This window comes from Streptomyces sp. AP-93, from assembly GCF_022808175.1.
Taxonomy (GTDB): domain Bacteria; phylum Actinomycetota; class Actinomycetes; order Streptomycetales; family Streptomycetaceae; genus Streptomyces.
Window position 1 is genome coordinate 367383 of the sequence record NZ_JALGBX010000004.1, and the last position, 17796, is coordinate 385178.

Below are 17796 nucleotides of genomic sequence, written 5' to 3' on the forward strand. Positions count from 1 at the left end.
GAGACGCCCAACGCGCCGTTCGGCGCTGGGCGCCATCATGGAAGAGAACACTTACCCCCAAAAGCTTCTCGCCGAAATGCTGGGCACCGCGATGCTGGTGTTCATCGGCGTCGGCTCGGTTCCCGCGACTCTCATCATCGGCGGTGAGGCTCCCTTCACCATGGCCGACCTCGGAATGATCTCGCTGGCGTTTGCCACGGTCGTCATCGCCCTGGTCTACGCGATCGGCCACATCTCAGGCTGTCAGATCAATCCGGCGATCACCCTGGCACTGGCCGTCACCAAGAAGATGCCCTGGCGGAACGTCCCCGGCTACATCGCCGCCCAGGTGGCCGGCGCGGTACTGGGATCCCTGGCGATCGTCGGTGTGCTGGGCCGTGAGGCCGTGGACGTCGGCCTGGGCATTGCCTCCTTCGGCGCCCAGACGAGTACCGGGCAGGGCTTCTTCGCCGAAGCAGTCGGCACGTTCATCCTGGCCTTCGTGGTGTTCGGCGCCATCGACAGACGGTCGGCCGGCGGTTTCGCCGGTCTTGCCATCGGTCTGGCCGTGTTCGCCATCATCATTCCGATCGCGCCCGCCACGGCTGCCGCGATCAACCCTGCCCGTGTCATCGGGCCCATGGTCACGGGCCAGGTGTTCGGGGCACAGATCCACTGGGACCAGCTGCCCGTCTACGTGATCGCCGAGATCGCCGGTGCGGTCGCGGCCGGGTTCCTCTACGCCTTCCTGAACACCCACCGTTCCAAGACCGCACCGGCCGAGGTGCCGGCCCAGCCGGCCCCGGCCGCTGAAGGAGTCCTGTCATGAAGAAGCTCATCAATGCTCCCGAGGCGGTGCTGGCCGAGGCCCTGGCCGGCATGGCCGCCGCCCATCCTTCACTGGAGGTCGACGCGGAGAACAAGGTGATCCGCCGCGCGGGCGGGATGCGGCTCGGCAAGGTCGCGCTCCTCTCCGGCGGCGGCTCCGGGCACGAACCGCTCCACGGCGGCTTCGTCGGATTCGGAATGCTGGACGCGGCCTGCCCGGGGGAGGTGTTCACCTCGCCCGTCCCCGGTCAGATGCTGAACGCCGCCCAGGCCGTGGACGGTGGTGCGGGCGTGCTCTTCATCGTGAAGAACTACACCGGAGACGTCCTCAACTTCCAGATGGCCGCCGAACTGGCCACCGAGGAAGGCGTCCTGGTCGAGACCGTCCTGGTCGACGACGACGTGGCCGTCAAGGACTCCACCTGGACGGCGGGACGCCGCGGGACCGGCGCCACCGTCTTCGTCGAGAAGATCGCCGGGGCTCTTGCCGAGCAGGGAGCCGACCTCGCTTCCGTCGCGGAGACGGCCCGGCACGTGAACGCCTCATCCCGCTCGTTCGCCGTCGCCCTGACCGCCTGCAGCACCCCCGCCTCCGGCAAGCCCGGCTTCGACCTGCCCGAGGACGAGATCGAGGTTGGGGTCGGCATCCACGGCGAGCCCGGACGCAGCAGGGAGAAGATCCGGCCGGCCAGCGAGATCGTGGCGACCGCCCTGGCCGCAATCCTCGACGACATGCCGCTAGCGGACGGGGACGGGACCATCGTCATGGTCAACGGCCTGGGCGCCACACCCCTGCTGGAGCTGTACGTCGTCTTCAACGACGTCGCCGCCGCCCTCCGCGCAAAGGGCATCGTCATCGCCCGCAGCCTGGTCGGAAACTACATCACCAGTCTCGACATGGCCGGTGTTTCCATCACGGTGTGCAAGTCCGATCCCGCCATGCTGGCCCTGTGGGACGCACCCGTCAGTACCCCCGCCCTGCGCTGGGGCATCTAGAACCGGGCGGGTCCGACCACGTGAGGGGTTCGGACCCGCCCCCCATCAGCCCGCAAAGAAACGCCCCCCTACCTCGACCGGCGCGCCCCCGAGAACGGAGAATTCCGTGGACATCGACCTTGCCCGCACCTGGGTGCAGGCGATCGCCTCCGCTGTGGAGAAGCAGCAGGACCATCTGACCCAGCTCGACTCGGCCATCGGTGATGCCGACCACGGCGTCAACATGCAGCGCGGGTTCTCCGCCGCCACCAAAGCCCTGGCCGATTTCGAGCCGGGCACGGTGGGTGACGTGCTGGTCAAGACCGGCACCACCCTCATCTCCAGCGTCGGAGGCGCCTCCGGCCCGCTCTACGGCAGCGCGTTCCGCGCCATCGGCAAAGCCCTCGACACGCCGACCGTCGAGGCGGAAGCGTTCGCGGGAGCCCTTGAGGCCGGCCTGGACAGCGTACGGAAACTCGGTGCGGCGGCGCCCGGGGACAAGACCATGATCGACGCCTACACACCCGCGCTGGCCGCGTTCCGGCAGACGGTCCAAGCCGGCGGTGACTTCGCCGCGGCCGCCCTCGCGGCTGCTGCTGCCGCCGAGGAAGGCATGCAGGCCACCACGCCCATGCAGGCCCGCAAGGGACGCGCCTCCTACCTCGGCGCCCGCAGCATCGGCCACCAGGACCCCGGTGCCACCTCCACCGCGCTGATCTTCCGCGCCCTGGCCGAAACGGTAACGCCCTGATGATACGCCGCAGTTACTCCGGCCACCCCGCCTCCGGCGGCACCGCTCTGGGCGTCCTGCACCGTACGGACCGCCCGCTCGCCACCGTGGTGCTGCCGCGCCGCAGCGCCGGCGACCCCGTCCAGGAGGTGACCGGCGCCTTCGACGCCGTCGCCGGCCAGCTGATCGCACTGTCCACCACCCTGCGCGAGCAGGGCAAGGACGAGCAGGCCGACATCATGGAGGTCAACGGCTACATCGCACTCGACGAGGACCTGCGGGGGCAGGCGGTCGAGCGGACCCGTCAGGGGCTGCCCTCCTCCGTGGCCGTCCGCCAGGCCATCGACACCTACGCCGCGGTCATCGGCTCGCTCGACGATCCCACGCTCGCGGAACGTGCGGCCGACGTGCGCCAGGTCGGCCGCCGGGTCCTGGCCCACCTGCACGGCGACACCGGCCCCCTGCCGGACCAGCCGCTCGTTCTGGCCGCCCACGAGATAGGCGCGGCGGACCTGCTCGAACCCGGACAGACCGTGATCGCCGCCGTCTCCGTCACGGGCGGCCCCAACTCGCACGCCGCGATCATCGCCCGCTCACTGGGGATCCCCCTCCTCCTGGCCGTCGACCCGAGGTTCCTGGAGCTGCCCGACGGCCAGGAGGTGCTGCTGGACACCGAGGGCGCCGCGGCGGTCACCCACCCCGACGAGCAAGAACGCGCGGCAGCACTGGCAGCCATGGACGCGGCACGGAGCCTGCGGGCAACGCTCGCCAAGGAGCGGCACCTGCCCGCCGAGACGCTCGACGGACAGAGAGTCACCCTGCGCGCCAACGTGGCCACGCCCACCGAGACGCGCAGGGCGCTGGAGGCCAACGCCGAAGGTGTGGGCCTCCTCCGCACCGAACTGCCGTTCCTCAACGCCCGTACCTGGCCGACCCGAAGTCAGCACGCCGCCGCGATCGGTCCGGTGCTGCGCGCACTCGAGGGGCAAGTGGTCGTCGCGCGCACGCTGGACTTCGCGGACGACAAGCTGCCCCCCTTCCTGGCCGACGGCAACGGGGAGCAGCGGCTGGGGCGGGGCCTTCCGTACATGCTCGCCGAGCCGGAGGCCTTTGCCGATCAGTTCCGCAGCCTGCTGGCCTCGGGCAGCGGTACCGATCTGCGCATCATGATCCCGATGGTCGCCGACGTCCACGAGTTCCGCGCCTGCCGACGGCTGCTCGCCGCGGCCGCCGACGAGCTGGGGGTGTTCGCGCCGCCCCTGGGCGTCATGGTCGAGCTCCCGGAAGCGGTCGCCGCGGTCGATGACCTTGCCCGCGAGGCCTCGTTCCTCTCCATCGGCAGCAACGACCTCACCAGTCAGATCCTCGGCATGGACCGTCGCGACCCGGCCGCCACCCCGGCCCTCGCCGCCCACCCCGCCGTGCTCCGCGCCATCGCGCAGGTCGTCACGGCGGCACGACGCCATCATCGCCACGTCTCGGTGTGTGGTGACGCCGCCGCGCACCCCCTGGTGACCCCGCTCCTCGTCGGGCTCGGCTGCGACTCACTCTCCGTCTCGCCCGCGGTCCTCGACGAGGTCCGGGCCCGCATCCGCCGTCTCAGCCATCAGACCTGCGCCGACGTGGCCGCCACCGCCCTGTCCCGGGAGAGCGCCGAGGACGTGTGGGAGCTCGTACGACAGCACTGCCTTCCCTCATTGCCCTGAACCGTGCCGTAGGGCCCCTGCCACGCATTCGCGGGCGCTTCAGGCGGTACGGGTCACCCGTCCAGCGCCGCACACCTTTCGCGGCCCTATCCGCCGCCATTGTGGCCCGCGGACACTGACGCGTGTCCGCGGGCCGGTTCACCGCCGGCCCCTTGCTACCTCAGACGGGCACGCCGCCGGCTCGCCCTTGCCCCGAAACCCTGTCGCGGATCACCACCCGCAACAGGGTTTCAGCGCATTCACACGGCTGCGCATTGCACTGACTCGCCTACCCGCTGACACCTCAAGTAGCCCTGAACATCGGTCAGTTGATCGCTGCGGAGTAAGACATTCTGTTAATGGTCTGGACCTCTTGACTGATTGGTCCAGACCTTTCTAGTCTCGCCGCAGCGCCATCGGCAAACGCCGCACAGTGCGCATCACGGACCACCCCCATGAGTTGCCCGTCCGCACCTTGAGGAGCACCGTTGAACACCCAACCCACCCCGAAACGCAGCCGGTTCAGATCCAGGACCGTCGCAGGTCTGACCGCGCTGCTGCTTCCGCTGGCCGCCATGGTCGGTCTCGCGGCCCCCGCGGAGGCCGCCACCTCGGCGACCGCCACCTTCAGCAAGCCCTCCGACTGGGGCTCCGGCTTCGAGGGCAAGTGGACGGTGAAGAACACCGGAACCACCGCCCTGACCTCATGGACCGTCGAGTGGGACTTCCCCTCCGGCACCACCGTCACCTCCGCCTGGGACGCCGTCGTCACCAGCTCCGGCAACCACTGGACAGCCAAGGACAAGGGCTGGAACGGAAGCCTCGCCCCCGGCGCCTCCGTCACCTTCGGCTTCAACGGCACCGGCACCGGCTCACCCAGCGGCTGCAAGCTCAACGGCGGCTCCTGCGACGGCACCAGCACCCCCGCCGACAATGCCCCCTCCGCCCCCGGAACCCCGAGCGCCTCCGACATCACCGACACTTCGGTGAAGCTGTCCTGGGCCGCCGCCACCGACGACAACGGCATCAAAAACTACGACGTCCTGCGCGACGGCACCAAGGTCGCCACCGTCACCGACCCGGCCTACGCCGACACCGGCCTCACCGCCGGCACCGACTACTCGTACACGGTCAAGGCCCGCGACACCGCCGACCAGACCGGGCCCGCCAGCGAGGCACGTTCCGTACGCACCACCGGCGACTCCACGACACCGGTCCCCAGCTCCACCGTCAAGCTGGGGTACTTCGCGAACTGGGGCGTCTACGGGCGCAACTACCACGTGAAGAACCTGAAGACGTCCGGCTCCGCCGGCAAGATCACCCACATCAACTACGCCTTCGGCAACGTCAAGGACGGCAAGTGCGTCGCCGGTGATTCCTACGCCGACTACGAGCGGTCCTACACGGCCGAGGAGTCCGTCGACGGGGTCGCCGACGTCTGGGACCAGCCGGTGCGCGGCAGCTTCAACCAACTGCTCAAGCTGAAGAAGGCCTACCCGGACCTCAAGGTGCTGTGGTCCTTCGGTGGCTGGACCTGGTCCGGAGGCTTCGGCAAGGCAGTGGAGAACCCGGACGCCTTCGCACAGTCCTGTTACGACCTGGTGGAGGACCCGCGCTGGGCCGGTGTCTTCGACGGCATCGACCTCGACTGGGAGTACCCCAACGCCTGCGGCCTGACCTGCGACACCAGCGGCCCGGACACCTTCAAGGCCATGATGAAGGCCATGCGCGCGAAGTTCGGTACGAGCAACCTGCTCACCGCGGCCGTCACCGCCGACGCCTCCGAGGGCGGCAACATCGACAAGGCCGACTACGCGGGCGCCGCGCAGTACATGGACTGGTTCAACGTCATGACCTACGACTTCTTCGGATCCTGGGCGGACAAGGGCCCCACCGCCCCGCACTCCCCGCTCACCGCCTACGACGGCATCCCCAAGGCCGGCTACGACTCCGCCGACGCGATCGCCAAGTACAAGGCGAAGGGCGTCCCGGCCGACAAGCTCCTCCTGGGCATCGGCTTCTACGGCCGCGGCTGGACCGGCGTCACTCAGGCCGCCCCCGGCGGAACCGCCACCGGAGCCGCCGAAGGCACCTACGAGAAGGGGATCGAGGACTACAAGGTCCTCAAGGCCTCCTGCCCGGCCACCGGCACGATCGCCGGCACCGCCTACGCCCACTGCGGCACCGACTGGTGGAGCTACGACACCCCGGAGACCGTCACGTCCAAGATGGGCTGGGCCAAGGACCAGAAGCTGCGAGGAGCGTTCTTCTGGGAGTTCAGCGGCGACACCAGCGACGGTGAGCTGGTCGGAGCCATCGACAGCGGTCTGAAGTAGCCGATCCCGGCAGCGACGGTCCGCCCGCCCTGCCCAAGGGCCGTCGCTGCCGGTTCGGCCCGGTGCCTCGGGGCCACGCGGTCCCGGGGCACCGTCTCACCCGGACCCCCTCAAGCCGCTCCCGTCCCCCCTCGCGCACCGATCCCGCGTGCGCCGACGCTCCCTCCTGGAGGAACGAGTGTTGATCCGATCCAAGGTCGCGCAGCGCCCCACCGCCGCCGGCCGTCAGGCGTCCGGCAGCCGGGTGGCCTTCACCGCCGGCGGCGCGGCGGCCGCGATGGCCGGACTGCTGGTCGCCGCCACCCTCGGCGTCGCGCCCTCGCAGGCCGCGGCTCCCGCCGACCACCAGTCGTGCCGCCCCGACGGCATGTACACCACGCCCGGCGTGGACGTCCCGTACTGCTCGGTCTACGACACCGAGGGCCGCGAGAAGATGGGCGCCGACCACCAGCGCCGCGTCATCGGCTACTTCACCGGCTGGCGCACCGGCAAGGACGGCACCCCGGCCTACCTGGTGAACAACATCCCCTGGGACAAGGTCACCCACCTCAACTACGCCTTCGCTCACGTCGGTTCCGACAACAAGCTCTCGGTCGGTACGGACGGCCCTGACAACGCCGCAACCGGGATGACCTTCCCCGGTGTCACCGGGGCGGAAATGGACCCGGACTACTCCTACAAGGGTCACTTCAACCTGCTGAGCAAGTACAAGAAGCAGCACCCGGACGTCAAAACCATGATCTCGGTGGGTGGTTGGGCCGAGACCGGCGGCTACTTCGGCGACGACGGCACGCGCGTCAACTCGGGCGGCTTCTACTCGATGACCGTCAACGCGGACGGGACCGTCAACCAGGCCGGCATCGACACCTTCTCGGACTCCGCCGTCGCCTTCGTCAAGAAGTACGGCTTCAACGGCGTAGACGTCGACTACGAGTACCCGACCTCGATGAAGGACGCCGGCAATCCGCTCGACTGGTCGATCGCCAACGACAAGCGCGGCTCACTGGTCAAGGGATACGCCGCCCTGATGAAGACCCTGCGCGAGAAGCTGGACCGGGCCGGCGCCGCCGACGGCAAGCACTACCTGCTGTCGATCGCCTCGCCGTCCTCCGGCTACCTGCTGCGCGGCATGGAGACCTTCCAGGTCACCCAGTACCTGGACTACGTCAACATCATGTCCTACGACCTGCACGGCGCCTGGAACAAGTACGTGGGCCCGAACGCCTCGCTCTTCGACGACGGCAAGGACGCCGAGCTTACGGCCGCCAACGTGTACGGCACGGAGCAGTACGGCGGCATCGGCTACCTCAACACCGACTGGGCCTACCACTACTTCCGCGGAGCGATGCCGGGCGGGCGCATCAACATCGGCCTGCCCTACTACACCCGCGGCTTCAAGAACGTGCAGGGCGGCACCGACGGCCTGTGGGGCACGTCCTCGACCAATACCTGTCCGGCCGGCTCCGGCCTGACCAGCTGCGGCGACGGCGCCTCGGGCATCGACAACCTCTGGCACGACAAGGACGACAACGGCAACGAGTCCCCGGCGGGCTCCAACCCGATGTGGCACGCCAAGAACCTGGAGAAGGGGATCGTCGGCGACTACGTCACCCAGTACGGCTTCCCCGCGAACACCACGCTGACCGGCACCTACGCCCGCAAGTACGACTCGACCCTGGTCGCGCCGTGGCTGTGGAACGACACCAAGAAGGTGTTCCTCTCCACCGAGGACGAGCAGTCCGTGGCCGCCAAGGCCGACTACGTCATTGACCAGGGCGCCGGCGGCACCATGATCTGGGAGCTCGCGGGCGACTACCGCTGGGACGCCACCGCCAACGGGGGCAGCGGCCAGTACGTCTCCGGCTCCACCCTGACCGCTTTGATGTACGACAAGTTCAAGAACGCCACGGCGTACAACGCGACCCGATCGACCATCGCGCTGCCGCAGCAGACCCTCCCGATCGAGGTGACGTTCACCGGCTTCGCCCTGGGCGACTCCAACTACCCCATCAACCCCAAGATCCACATCGTCAACAACTCGACGGTGAGCCTGCCGGGCGGCAGCGAGTTCCAGTTCGACTACGCCAACTCGGCCCCCGGCAACGCCAAGGACCAGTCGGGCTTCGGCCTCAAGGTGATCCGACAGGACCACACCGCCGCCAACAACATCGGCGGCCTCAAGGGCACCTACAACCGCGTCTCGGTCAAACTGCCGTCCTGGCAGGCCCTGGCCCCCGGCGAGTCGGTGGACATCGACTTCACCTACTACCAGCCCGTGTCGACCCCGGCCAACTGGACGGTCACCGTCGGAGACATCCTGTACGGCCTGACTGGCGACCTGACCCGCGGCACGACGGCCGGCAGCACTCCGTCCCCGTCCCCGACCGGGAGTCCCTCCAGCTCACCGTCATCCTCCCCGTCTCCGAGCGGCAGCCCGTCCAGCTCGCCGTCATCTTCCCCTTCCTCAACGCCCGGCACCTGCACCGCGCCGAGCTGGAAGGCCGACACCATCTACCCGACCGCGGGCTTCCAGGTCTCCTGGAAGGGCCGCACCTACACGAACAAGTGGTGGAGCCTGAACGAGGACCCCTCCGCCAGCGGCCCGGACGGAGTCTGGACCGACAACGGACCCTGCTGATCCCACACGCATCACCCCGGAAGCGTCTGGCCTGCATCCCGTGGGATGCAGGCCAGACCCGCGCTCAGTGAATGGTCGGATTCCATTGCGCGGTGTACTCGCGGAACTGCATTGCACCGAACTTCTGGATCCCATGCGGAGCCGCGGATCTGGATTACCCCGGCCCGGTACGCAGTCCAGACGGTCGACGAGCTCGCCGAGGCGATCGCCGAAGCCCTCGGTCCGCATCTGCTGGTCCATGCCAGCCTCGCTGATCAAAACCTGGCTGACGAGGCCGCCCTTGTCATCCCAGTAGCCATAGATCCAGCGCCCCGGTTCCCGGGGTGCACCGTTCACGTGCAACGGCGCCCCCCGGAAGGCCGCGAAGAACCCCGGCCCCAGGGGGCGGCACCGGCGTACAAGAGCGACGAGCGCGCTCCTGCTTCTTTTCGCCATTCACCATCGCGGTACGCCCGGAGGCGACTTCAGCCGCTCGCCGCAGGTGAGAGACACCCGCTCGGTGAATCTGCCAGGGCTGCGACGGGTGGGGCTCAGTGGCCGCGTAGGAGCCCGAGGCCCATATCCCGAGGTCAGCAGCCCAGGCTTCGAGTCATATGGGCAGCCAGGCAGTGCAATGGAGCTGGCTTGATGACGGCCTGGCCCAGATCGCTCTCGTGATGATCCATCAGTTTCTGTCAGTGGCCACTGCTACATCAATGAGTAGGGACGGGCCGCAACCGCGGCTCGCCGACGGGAGGGGACGTCATGTCGAAGGCGCCGGACGGGTTCCACTACGTAAGCCGGCACATCCGCCGCAATCCGAAGCCGGGCAGCGCGAAGCGGATGAGCGGCTGGATGATCGCCGGTCTTGCGGCCGGCATCTGGTTATGGGGGCAGGTGTTCGGGTTCGGCGAGGCCTCCACCACGAACCCGCCCACGCAACCGCAGCCGGCTGTCTCCGCTCCGGCCGCCCGCTGATGGGACGTAAGCGATTGCGCCTTCGGCGTCCTCACGGCGCGCCCGAGGTCCTCTCGGCCGCGGTCGTGGCCCTGGCGGCGCTGGTCCTGGCCGTTCGGATGGCCGTCGCGGCCGTCGGAGCACTCAGGGATGGATGGCCGTTCCTCCTGGTTCTTGTCCTGCTGGCGGGGGTCATCGGGGCCTGGCGGATGGCGCGTGCCGTGCGCGGTCGGCGGCGTGACGCCGAGAGGCTGGCTGCGCTGCGGATCACTCTGGCCGAGATCGATGCCCTGGACGACCGGCAGTTCGAGCATGCGCTGCGGGACCTGCTCGTCCGCGACGGCTGGCCGGCACGCCGCGTGGGCGGCGGCGGTGACCAGGCCGCCGACGTCATCGGCGAGCACACCCACCGTGGGCGGATCGTCGTCCAGGCCAAGCACACCCGGGTAGGCGGGAAGGTGGGGTCCTCCGTCATGTACGGGGTGAAGGGAACTGCAGGACCGGCCCACCGGGCCGACCACGCCGTCGTCGTCACCAACGGCACCTTCACCCGGGACGCCATGGCCTGGGGCGACCGGCACAACGTCCACTGGGTCGACCGGGACCGACTCGGGCGCTGGGCGGAGAACGGCACCCCGCTGCACGAGCTCCTCGGACTGTCCGCACGCTCCCGCCGCGCCCGGCTCAAGCGCGCCGCGTAACAGGCACTTCCCCATCATCATCGTCCCGGAGGTGCGGTGTTCGACGAAGACGGGTCACTCGACCCGCTGCTGAAGGTCCTGCTGTACACCGTCCTTGCCCTGGCCATCGGCAAGATGGTGTGGGAGTGGCTCACGAACGACGTCATCCAGTGGACCGTGGACCTGTGGGGCCTGGCCGCTGATCACCCGTGGTGGACCGGTCTCATCACCGCCACCGCGCTGCCCGTGATTCTCCTGCTCGGAAAGATCCTTTCTCTCCTATTCGGCGCCGCCACCTACATCGGTCCGGACGAAAACTTCGCTGCTTCGCCGGACGATTCGACCGACCCGGACGTGCCGACCTTCAAGATGAAGCAGCTTGCCGCCATGAGTCCGACGGGCTTCGAGCAGGCGTGCGCCGATCTCCTGGTCCGGGACGGGTTCCGCCGCACACTGCGGGTGGGCGGCGCCGGCGACCTCGGTGTGGACGTCACCGCCCGTGACCACGACGACCGCCTCCTGATCCTGCAATGCAAGCAGTATCAGAACCCGGTCGGCTCAGGTCACGTGCAGAAGTACAACGGAACGGCACGCCCACATCATGGAGCAGACGTCCCGATCATGATCGGCCTCAACGGCTTCACCCAGCCCGCGATCGACTTCGCCGCGCACCATGACCTCATCCTCATGGGCCGACCAGAGCTGAAGAGGTGGGCTCACGGCCAGCACCTATACGAGGTGCTGGGTATCTCGAGCTCAGCACAGTGACGCCAGCCCGAACACCATGCCGCCTGCAGGGCCCCGGCGCACCCGTGAGCCCCGGACCCCCTCCCGGTCCGCCCACGTCGACTCGACCAACACCCGTCCGGCCTTGTGTGCTTCCTCACAAGGCCGGACGGAGAAAGCATCACGATGCGCCGATGCAACGGGACACCGCCCCAAGCGGGATCCGCTCCGCAAAGCGACACGACCTGCGGGGGACACGGTCTGTGCGGAAACAAACCTGTTCCCGCTGCTCGTCGCCACCGACGCCCGGCAGTTCACCCTGCCGCTCGCACTGCGCACCCTGCGCGCCGACGAACAGGTCGGCGTGGGCGTACTGCTCGCCTCCGCGCTGCTCGCCCTGCTGCCCAGCGTCATCGCCTTCGTCGTCATGCAACGGCAGTTCATGCGCGGCCTGACCTCCGGCGCCGTCAAGGGCTGACACGCCCTCCCACTCACCCCCAAGGGGAACTCATGCGCCTGCACGGGCTGTTGTCCTTTCCGCTGACCCCGTTCACCGACATCGACGAGCACGACGAGCACCACAAGCGCTCCAGCCACGACGACCACGACGACAAGGTCGACCTGGCCGTCTTCGCCGAACACCTGGAGCAGCAGATCGCCGCCGGGCCCGCCGGCCTCTTCGTGGCCTGCGGCACCGGCGAGTTCACCGCGCTGTCACCCGACGAGTACCGCGAGGTGATCGCCACCGCCGTACGGGTGGCCGACGGCCGGCTGCCGGTCGTGGCCGGCTGCGGCGGCGGGCCGCGGATGGCCCGCGAGTTCGCCGTGACCGCCGCCGAATGCGGGGCCGACGGGCTGCTGTTGCTGCCGCCGTACCTCATCTCCTCGACGCCCGCCGGCCTCGTCGGCCACATCCGCTACGTCGCCTCCGGCACCGAACTGCCGATCACCGTCTACCAGCGGGCCAACGCCGTCCTCGACGAGGCCGCCGCCCTGGCCCTGCTCGACATCCCCACCGTCACCGGGATCAAGGACGGCCGGGGCGATGTGGACGCCATGCTCCGGCTGGTCACGGCCATCCGCAGCAGCGGCCACCCGCGCGCCGCCGAGTTCGGCTTCCTCAACGGGCTGCCCACGGCGGAGCTGTCCGTCCAGGCGTACGCGGCCATCGGCGTGGAGTGCTACTCCTCGGCCGTCCTCTGCTTCGCCCCGACATCGCCACCGCCTTCCACCTCGCGGTGCGCGCCGGCGACTCCGAGGCGGTGCGGGTGCTGCTCGCCGAGTTCTACCTGCCCTTCGTCGCCCTGCGCGACGCCGCCCCCGGCTACGCGGTCGCCCTGGTCAAGGCGGGTGCCCGGCTGGCCGGGCTGGCCGTGGGACCCGTCCGGCCGCCGCTCGTGGACGCCTCCCCCGAGCACGAGCGGCAGCTGGCCGGCATCATCGCCCGGGGCCGGGCCGCGCTCGCCGGGCTGACGGTGTGATGCGGATCGAGGAGGTCGTCATCACCCCGGTGGCGTTCCCCGACCCGCCGCTGCTCAACTCCGCCGGGGTGCACCAGCCGTGGGCGCTGCGGGCGATCGTGGAGCTGCGCTGCGGGGACGGCCTGGTCGGGCTCGGCGAGACCTACGGGGACGCGCCGCACCTCGCCCTGCTCCGGGCGGCGGGCCCGGCCCTGGTGGGGCTGGACCCGTACGACACCCACGGGCTGCTGCGCCGCATCCGGGCCGTCCTGGGCGATGCCGACACCCCGGACCGGCACGGGCTGACCGGCGGGTCCAGCCCGCGCAAGACCACCCTGCGGGTGCTCAGCCCCTTCGAGGTGGCCTGCCTGGACCTCCAGGGACAGCTCGCCGGGCGGCCGGTCGTCGATCTGCTGGGCGGCCGGGTGCGGGACCGGGTGCCGTACGCGGCGTACCTCTTCTACAAATGGGCCGGCTCCGATCCGTATGGGCAGGCACTCGACCCGGACGGCATCGTCGCGCAGGCCCGAGCCATGGTGGAGACGTACGGGTTCCGCTCGATCAAGCTCAAGGGCGGGGTACGGCCGCCGGGCGAGGAGATCGAGGCGGTCCGGGCCCTGCGGGACGCCTTCCCGGAGCACCCACTGCGACTTGATCCCAACCAGGCCTGGGGCGTGGAGACTTCCGTGAAGGTGGCCGCTGAGACCGCCGGTCTCCTGGAGTACCTGGAGGATCCGACGCCCGGGATCCCCGGCATGGCGGAGGTGGCCCGCTCGGCGTCCATGCCGCTGGCCACCAACATGGTCGTGGTGGGGCCGGACGACATCCCGGAGGGCTTCGGTCGGCGTGCGGTCGGCGTGGTGCTGGCCGACCACCACTACTGGGGCGGGCTCCGCAGGTCGGTCGAACTGGCCGCGGTCTGCGGGATGTTCGGCGTGGGGGTGTCCATGCACTCCAACAGTCACCTCGGCATCAGCCTGGCCGCCATGACGCATCTCGGCGCCTCGATACCGGAGTTGGCCTACGCGGCGGACACCCACACCCCCTGGCAGTGCGGGGTGGACGTGCTCGCCGAGCCGCTGGAGATCGCGGGAGGCTCGGTGGCGGTCCCCGACCGGCCGGGCCTCGGGGTGCGGCTGGATCCCGACGCCTTGGCCCGGCTGCACGAGAACTACCTGCGCTGCGGCATCCGGGAGCGCGACGACACCGCGTACATGCGGACCTTCGACCCCTCCTACGAGAAGAGGCGCCCCCGATGGTGAACGCGGACAGCCCGACGGTGAACGCGGGCAGCCCGACGGTATCGGCTCACGCCTACCCCTGGGACGTCCTGGGCGACCCCGCCTTCGCCGACCGGGTGAGGGCCGCCGGGATCGACTCCGTGACGCTGGCGGTGACCTACCACTCCACCCGGGCCGCCACCCCCCTCCACCCCGGGCGCCGCTTCGTGCACGCCCGCCACGCGGCCCTCTACCGGCCGGTCCGGCCCGGGCCGTGGAGCGGACGGCGGCTCGTGCCGGCGGGGGCCGACTGGGTGGACGGACCCGATCCGGCCGGGGCCGCCGTCGCCGCCCTGGCCGCCGAGGGCGTCCCGGTCAGCGCGTGGCTGGTGCTCGCCCACAACAGCCGGCTCGGCATCCTGCACCCCTCCCTCGCCGTCACCAACTGCTTCGGTGAGTCCTACCCCTACGCCCTGTGCCCCGGGCACCGGGAGGTGCGGGAGTTCTGCGCGACCCTCGCGGCCGAGGCCCTGCACGGGCTGCCGCCGGGCGCCGTGCAGGCGGTATCGCTGGAGTCCGCCGGACAGCTCGGGGCGGCGCACGCGGGGTGCCACGAGAAGACCGACGGCGCCTACCCGGCGGCGGTGCTGCGGGCCCTGTCCGTGTGCTGCTGCGGCGCGTGCCGGGAGGGATGGCGGCAGTCCGGCCTGGACGCGGACGAGGTGCTCGTCCTGCTGCGCCAGGCGGCGCGCACGGACGGGCCCGGGCTCCCACGGGAGGTGGCGGACGTACTGCTGCGGCTCCGGCACGCGGCGGCGGACGCGCTGCGCGGGGCGGTCCTGGCCGCCGTACGCGAGGCCCTCCCCGAGGCGTCCGTCACCTTGCACGCGCACCCCGACCCCTGGGCGACCGGCCCCTCGCCGGGCCTCACGGACCGGGCCGCCGCGGAGGTGGACTCCCTGCTGGTGCCGTGCTGGCCCACCGGGCCCGCGACCGCGGAACTGGTCCGCCGGGCCGCCGGGCGCGGGCCGGCGGTGGGCGCGTACGTCACCGCCCTGCCGCCGGCCGACCCCGCCCTGCTACCCGGCCACGTACGGCGGCTGCGTGCCGCCGGGGCGAGCCGGCTGAGCCTGTACCACCTCGGTCTGCTGCCCGCAGGGCGGCTGCCGCTACTGGCCGATCTGGCAAAGGAGTTCCGCTCGTGAACCAGCCCCGCACCCTCCTCCTCACCGGCGCCGCGGGTGGCATCGGCACCTTCCTGCGCACGAGCCTGCCCGGCTACGGGTACACGCTGCGCCTCGCCGACCTGAAGCCGGTCGAGGGGCCCGACGGCGCCGGGTCCCTGGTCTTCGACCTGGCCGACGCGGACGCGGTGCGCGCCGCGGTCCGGGGGGTCGACGCGGTCGTGCACCTCGGCGGGATCTCCCTGGAGGACCGCTTCGAGGCCGTCCTCGAAGCCAATGTCCGCGGGACGTACCACCTGTACGAGGCGGTACGCACGGAAGGCGTGCGCCGGGTCGTGTTCGCCAGCAGCAACCACGCCGTCGGGTACGTGCCGCTCGGCGGGGAGGCCCCGATAGGGAGCGCGATCCCCACCCGGCCGGACACGTACTACGGCCTGTCGAAGGCCTTCGGGGAGAACCTCGCCTCCCTCTACGCCGACAAGTACGGGGTGGAGACCGTCTCGATCCGGATCGGGTCCTGCTTCGCCGAGCCCCGAACGGTGCGGATGCTGGCCACCTGGCTCAGCCCCGCCGACTGCGCCCGCCTGGTCCACGCCGCGCTGACCGCGCCCGGGGTCGGCCACACCGTGGTGAACGGAATCAGTGCCAACACCCGCGCCTGGTGGGACCTCGCGGCGGCGCGGGCCCTGGGCTACGAGCCCCGGGACGACGCGGAGGTGTACGCGCAGGCGCTGCTCGCCGCGCACGGCGACCCGGGTCCGGACCACGTGGACGCGCGCTACGTCGGCGGCTCCTTCACCCTGACCGACCCGCATCACCGCCCGTCACCGGCTCGCGGTCACGCGCCCCAAGTGACCGGGAGGCTCTTCACCCCGTAGATGTCCGCGGTCTCCGGGCGCAGGGCAACGTCTTCGGCCGGTACGGCCAGGCGCAGTGTGGGGAAGCGAGCCAGCAGCGCGGAGAACGCGACGCGCATCTCGATACGGGCCAACTGCGCACCCAGGCACAGGTGGATGCCGTGGCCGAAGGCCAGGTGCCCGCCCTCCTGCCGGTGGAGATCGAGCGCGTGGGGGTCCGCGTAGCGCTCGGGGTCGCGGTTGGCGGTGTTGTACGAGAGGACGACGGTGGTGCCGGCCTCGATGGTCTGGCCGCCCACCTCGACGTCCTCCAGCGCGGTCCGCATGAACGTCTTGGCGACGCTCAGGTACCGCAGGAGCTCCTCCACGGCCTGGTCGATGAGCGCGGGATCGGCGCGCAGCGCTGCCAGCTGTTCCGGGTTCTGCAGCAGCGCGAAGGCCCCGAGGGCCAGCATGTTCGCGGTGGTGTCGAATCCGGCCGCCAGCAGGATCAGGCTGATCCCCTGCAGCTCCTCGTTCGTCAGGTCACTGTCGGCGAGTTCGCTGAGCACGTCGTCGGTGGGGTTCGCGCGCTTCGCGGCCACCAGCCCCGTGAGGTAGTTCTGGGTCGCGGTGTAGGCCGCTATCAGCTCCTCCTCGCCCGTCTCCCCGCCCATGAACGTGTCGATCTGCTCCTGGAAGGAGGCCCTGTCCTCGTACGGCACCCCCAGCAGCTCACAGATGATGACGGTGGGGATGGGCTTGGCGAACGCGGTCACCAGGTCCGCCGTCGGCCCGGCCTTCTCCATGGCGTCCAGGCAGTCGGTGGTGATCTGCTCGATGCGCTCGGTGAGCAGTCGCATCCGCCGTGCGGTGAACTTGCCCACCAGCGGCTTCCGGTAGCGCCCGTGCTGGGGTTCGTCCATGAGGAGGAACTCCCCGGGCGGCGCCGCAGGGATCTCGAAGTCGACGACGTTCAGCAGCTCCCTGCGCGAGCTGAACCGCGGGTCGGCCAGGACCGACCTGACCAGGTCGTACCCGGTGATCATCCAGCCGGATTTCCCGCCGGGATGGGTGTAGCGGCTTATGGGGCCGTGCCCGCGGGCCTCGATCAGCTCGGCCGGCGGATCGAAGGGACAACCGGGTCGACGCTCCGTCGGCAGCGTCGTAACAGTGTGCAGGGATTCATCCATGGCCATTCCTCACCTCGCGATAGTGCGCGTTCGACACAACCCGAAAGTTACGTTGCGTTCAGGGCGACCGCAATCCGCCACGAGGCATAAGTGCAGGTGAACTGCGTGAAGTTGATGCAATGACGCTGGGCTCGAATGCAACGGCCCGTTGGGCTGAGAGGGCGGTGAAGGCGATGGCGGCGGGCCGCGGCGACTCACCGGCCGCAACGATTCCTGATGCCCTGCGGCCGGGGCGCCGTCAGTGATCCGTATGGACTTGGCCGCCCGTCGTCAAGGTCCCGTCATGGGGCGACCATCGGCGCGGGAAGCGGGGAAGCTTCGGTGTCGTGCCCCGGACTGCCTCCCCGCATCCGGGGCCTCACCTGCCACTCGTGGATCCTCTGGGAGGGC

At 70.2% G+C, this 17796-nt stretch carries 15 protein-coding genes; 14 read left to right on the top strand and 1 reads right to left on the bottom strand.

The annotated features are described in order from the left end of the window. The first annotated feature begins 37 nt into the window (after positions 1 to 37). The 14 genes from MTF69_RS09480 to MTF69_RS09545 all read left to right on the top strand — a co-directional run bounded on the left by MTF69_RS09480 (position 38) and on the right by MTF69_RS09545 (position 16255). The gene (locus tag MTF69_RS09480; protein ID WP_243332498.1) at positions 38 to 808 is read left to right on the top strand and encodes an MIP/aquaporin family protein; all 771 of its coding nucleotides are present in this window, start codon (positions 38 to 40) and stop codon (positions 806 to 808) included. Beyond that, entirely contained in the window at positions 805 to 1803 is a 999-nt protein-coding gene (gene dhaK / locus MTF69_RS09485) for a dihydroxyacetone kinase subunit DhaK (RefSeq protein ID WP_243332499.1), read from the top strand. The genes MTF69_RS09480 and dhaK overlap by 4 nt, the downstream gene beginning before the upstream one ends. A 106-nt stretch (positions 1804 to 1909) precedes the next feature. After that, a complete protein-coding gene (gene dhaL / locus MTF69_RS09490; RefSeq protein WP_243332501.1) occupies positions 1910 to 2533 on the top strand; it encodes a dihydroxyacetone kinase subunit DhaL in 624 nt (207 codons plus the stop codon). Then, on the top strand, positions 2533 to 4218 hold the full coding sequence (locus MTF69_RS09495) for a phosphoenolpyruvate--protein phosphotransferase (RefSeq protein WP_243332503.1): 1686 nt from the start codon (positions 2533 to 2535) through the stop codon (positions 4216 to 4218). Before dhaL ends, MTF69_RS09495 begins: the two co-directional genes overlap by 1 nt. Before the next feature lie 467 nt (positions 4219 to 4685). Then, the gene (locus tag MTF69_RS09500) at positions 4686 to 6533 is read left to right on the top strand and encodes a glycosyl hydrolase family 18 protein (RefSeq protein ID WP_374322553.1); all 1848 of its coding nucleotides are present in this window, start codon (positions 4686 to 4688) and stop codon (positions 6531 to 6533) included. Between the two features lie 277 nt (positions 6534 to 6810). Continuing rightward, positions 6811 to 9171: a chitinase C-terminal domain-containing protein gene (locus MTF69_RS09505; RefSeq protein ID WP_243332671.1), complete on the top strand. Its 2361-nt coding sequence runs from the start codon at positions 6811 to 6813 to the stop codon at positions 9169 to 9171. Between the two features lie 744 nt (positions 9172 to 9915). After that, positions 9916 to 10128 carry a hypothetical protein gene (locus MTF69_RS09510; RefSeq protein ID WP_243332505.1) on the top strand — a complete coding sequence of 71 codons (213 nt, stop codon included), beginning with the start codon at positions 9916 to 9918 and terminating at the stop codon, positions 10126 to 10128. Then, a complete protein-coding gene (locus MTF69_RS09515; protein ID WP_243332507.1) occupies positions 10128 to 10808 on the top strand; it encodes a restriction endonuclease in 681 nt (226 codons plus the stop codon). The genes MTF69_RS09510 and MTF69_RS09515 overlap by 1 nt, the downstream gene beginning before the upstream one ends. Before the next feature lie 36 nt (positions 10809 to 10844). Continuing rightward, positions 10845 to 11555 carry a restriction endonuclease gene (locus MTF69_RS09520; protein WP_243332509.1) on the top strand — a complete coding sequence of 237 codons (711 nt, stop codon included), beginning with the start codon at positions 10845 to 10847 and terminating at the stop codon, positions 11553 to 11555. A 16-nt stretch (positions 11556 to 11571) separates the two neighbouring features. Then, on the top strand, positions 11572 to 11991 hold the full coding sequence (locus MTF69_RS09525) for a hypothetical protein (RefSeq protein ID WP_243332511.1): 420 nt from the start codon (positions 11572 to 11574) through the stop codon (positions 11989 to 11991). A 32-nt stretch (positions 11992 to 12023) separates the two neighbouring features. After that, positions 12024 to 12986 (top strand): dihydrodipicolinate synthase family protein, encoded by a 963-nt coding sequence (locus MTF69_RS09530; RefSeq protein WP_308401382.1) that lies wholly within the window; start codon positions 12024 to 12026, stop codon positions 12984 to 12986. Between the two features lie 7 nt (positions 12987 to 12993). After that, positions 12994 to 14235: a glucarate dehydratase family protein gene (locus tag MTF69_RS09535; protein WP_243332513.1), complete on the top strand. Its 1242-nt coding sequence runs from the start codon at positions 12994 to 12996 to the stop codon at positions 14233 to 14235. Next, positions 14229 to 15398, top strand: a complete 1170-nt coding sequence (locus tag MTF69_RS09540; protein ID WP_243332514.1) for a hypothetical protein — start codon at positions 14229 to 14231, stop codon at positions 15396 to 15398. The genes MTF69_RS09535 and MTF69_RS09540 overlap by 7 nt, the downstream gene beginning before the upstream one ends. Beyond that, on the top strand, positions 15395 to 16255 hold the full coding sequence (locus MTF69_RS09545) for an NAD(P)-dependent oxidoreductase (protein WP_243332516.1): 861 nt from the start codon (positions 15395 to 15397) through the stop codon (positions 16253 to 16255). The genes MTF69_RS09540 and MTF69_RS09545 overlap by 4 nt, the downstream gene beginning before the upstream one ends. Here MTF69_RS09545 and MTF69_RS09550 read toward each other — a convergent pair. After that, positions 16216 to 17406, bottom strand: a complete 1191-nt coding sequence (locus MTF69_RS09550; protein WP_243332517.1) for a cytochrome P450 — start codon at positions 17404 to 17406, stop codon at positions 16216 to 16218. The genes MTF69_RS09545 and MTF69_RS09550 overlap by 40 nt on opposite strands. Between the last annotated feature and the right edge of the window lie 390 nt (positions 17407 to 17796).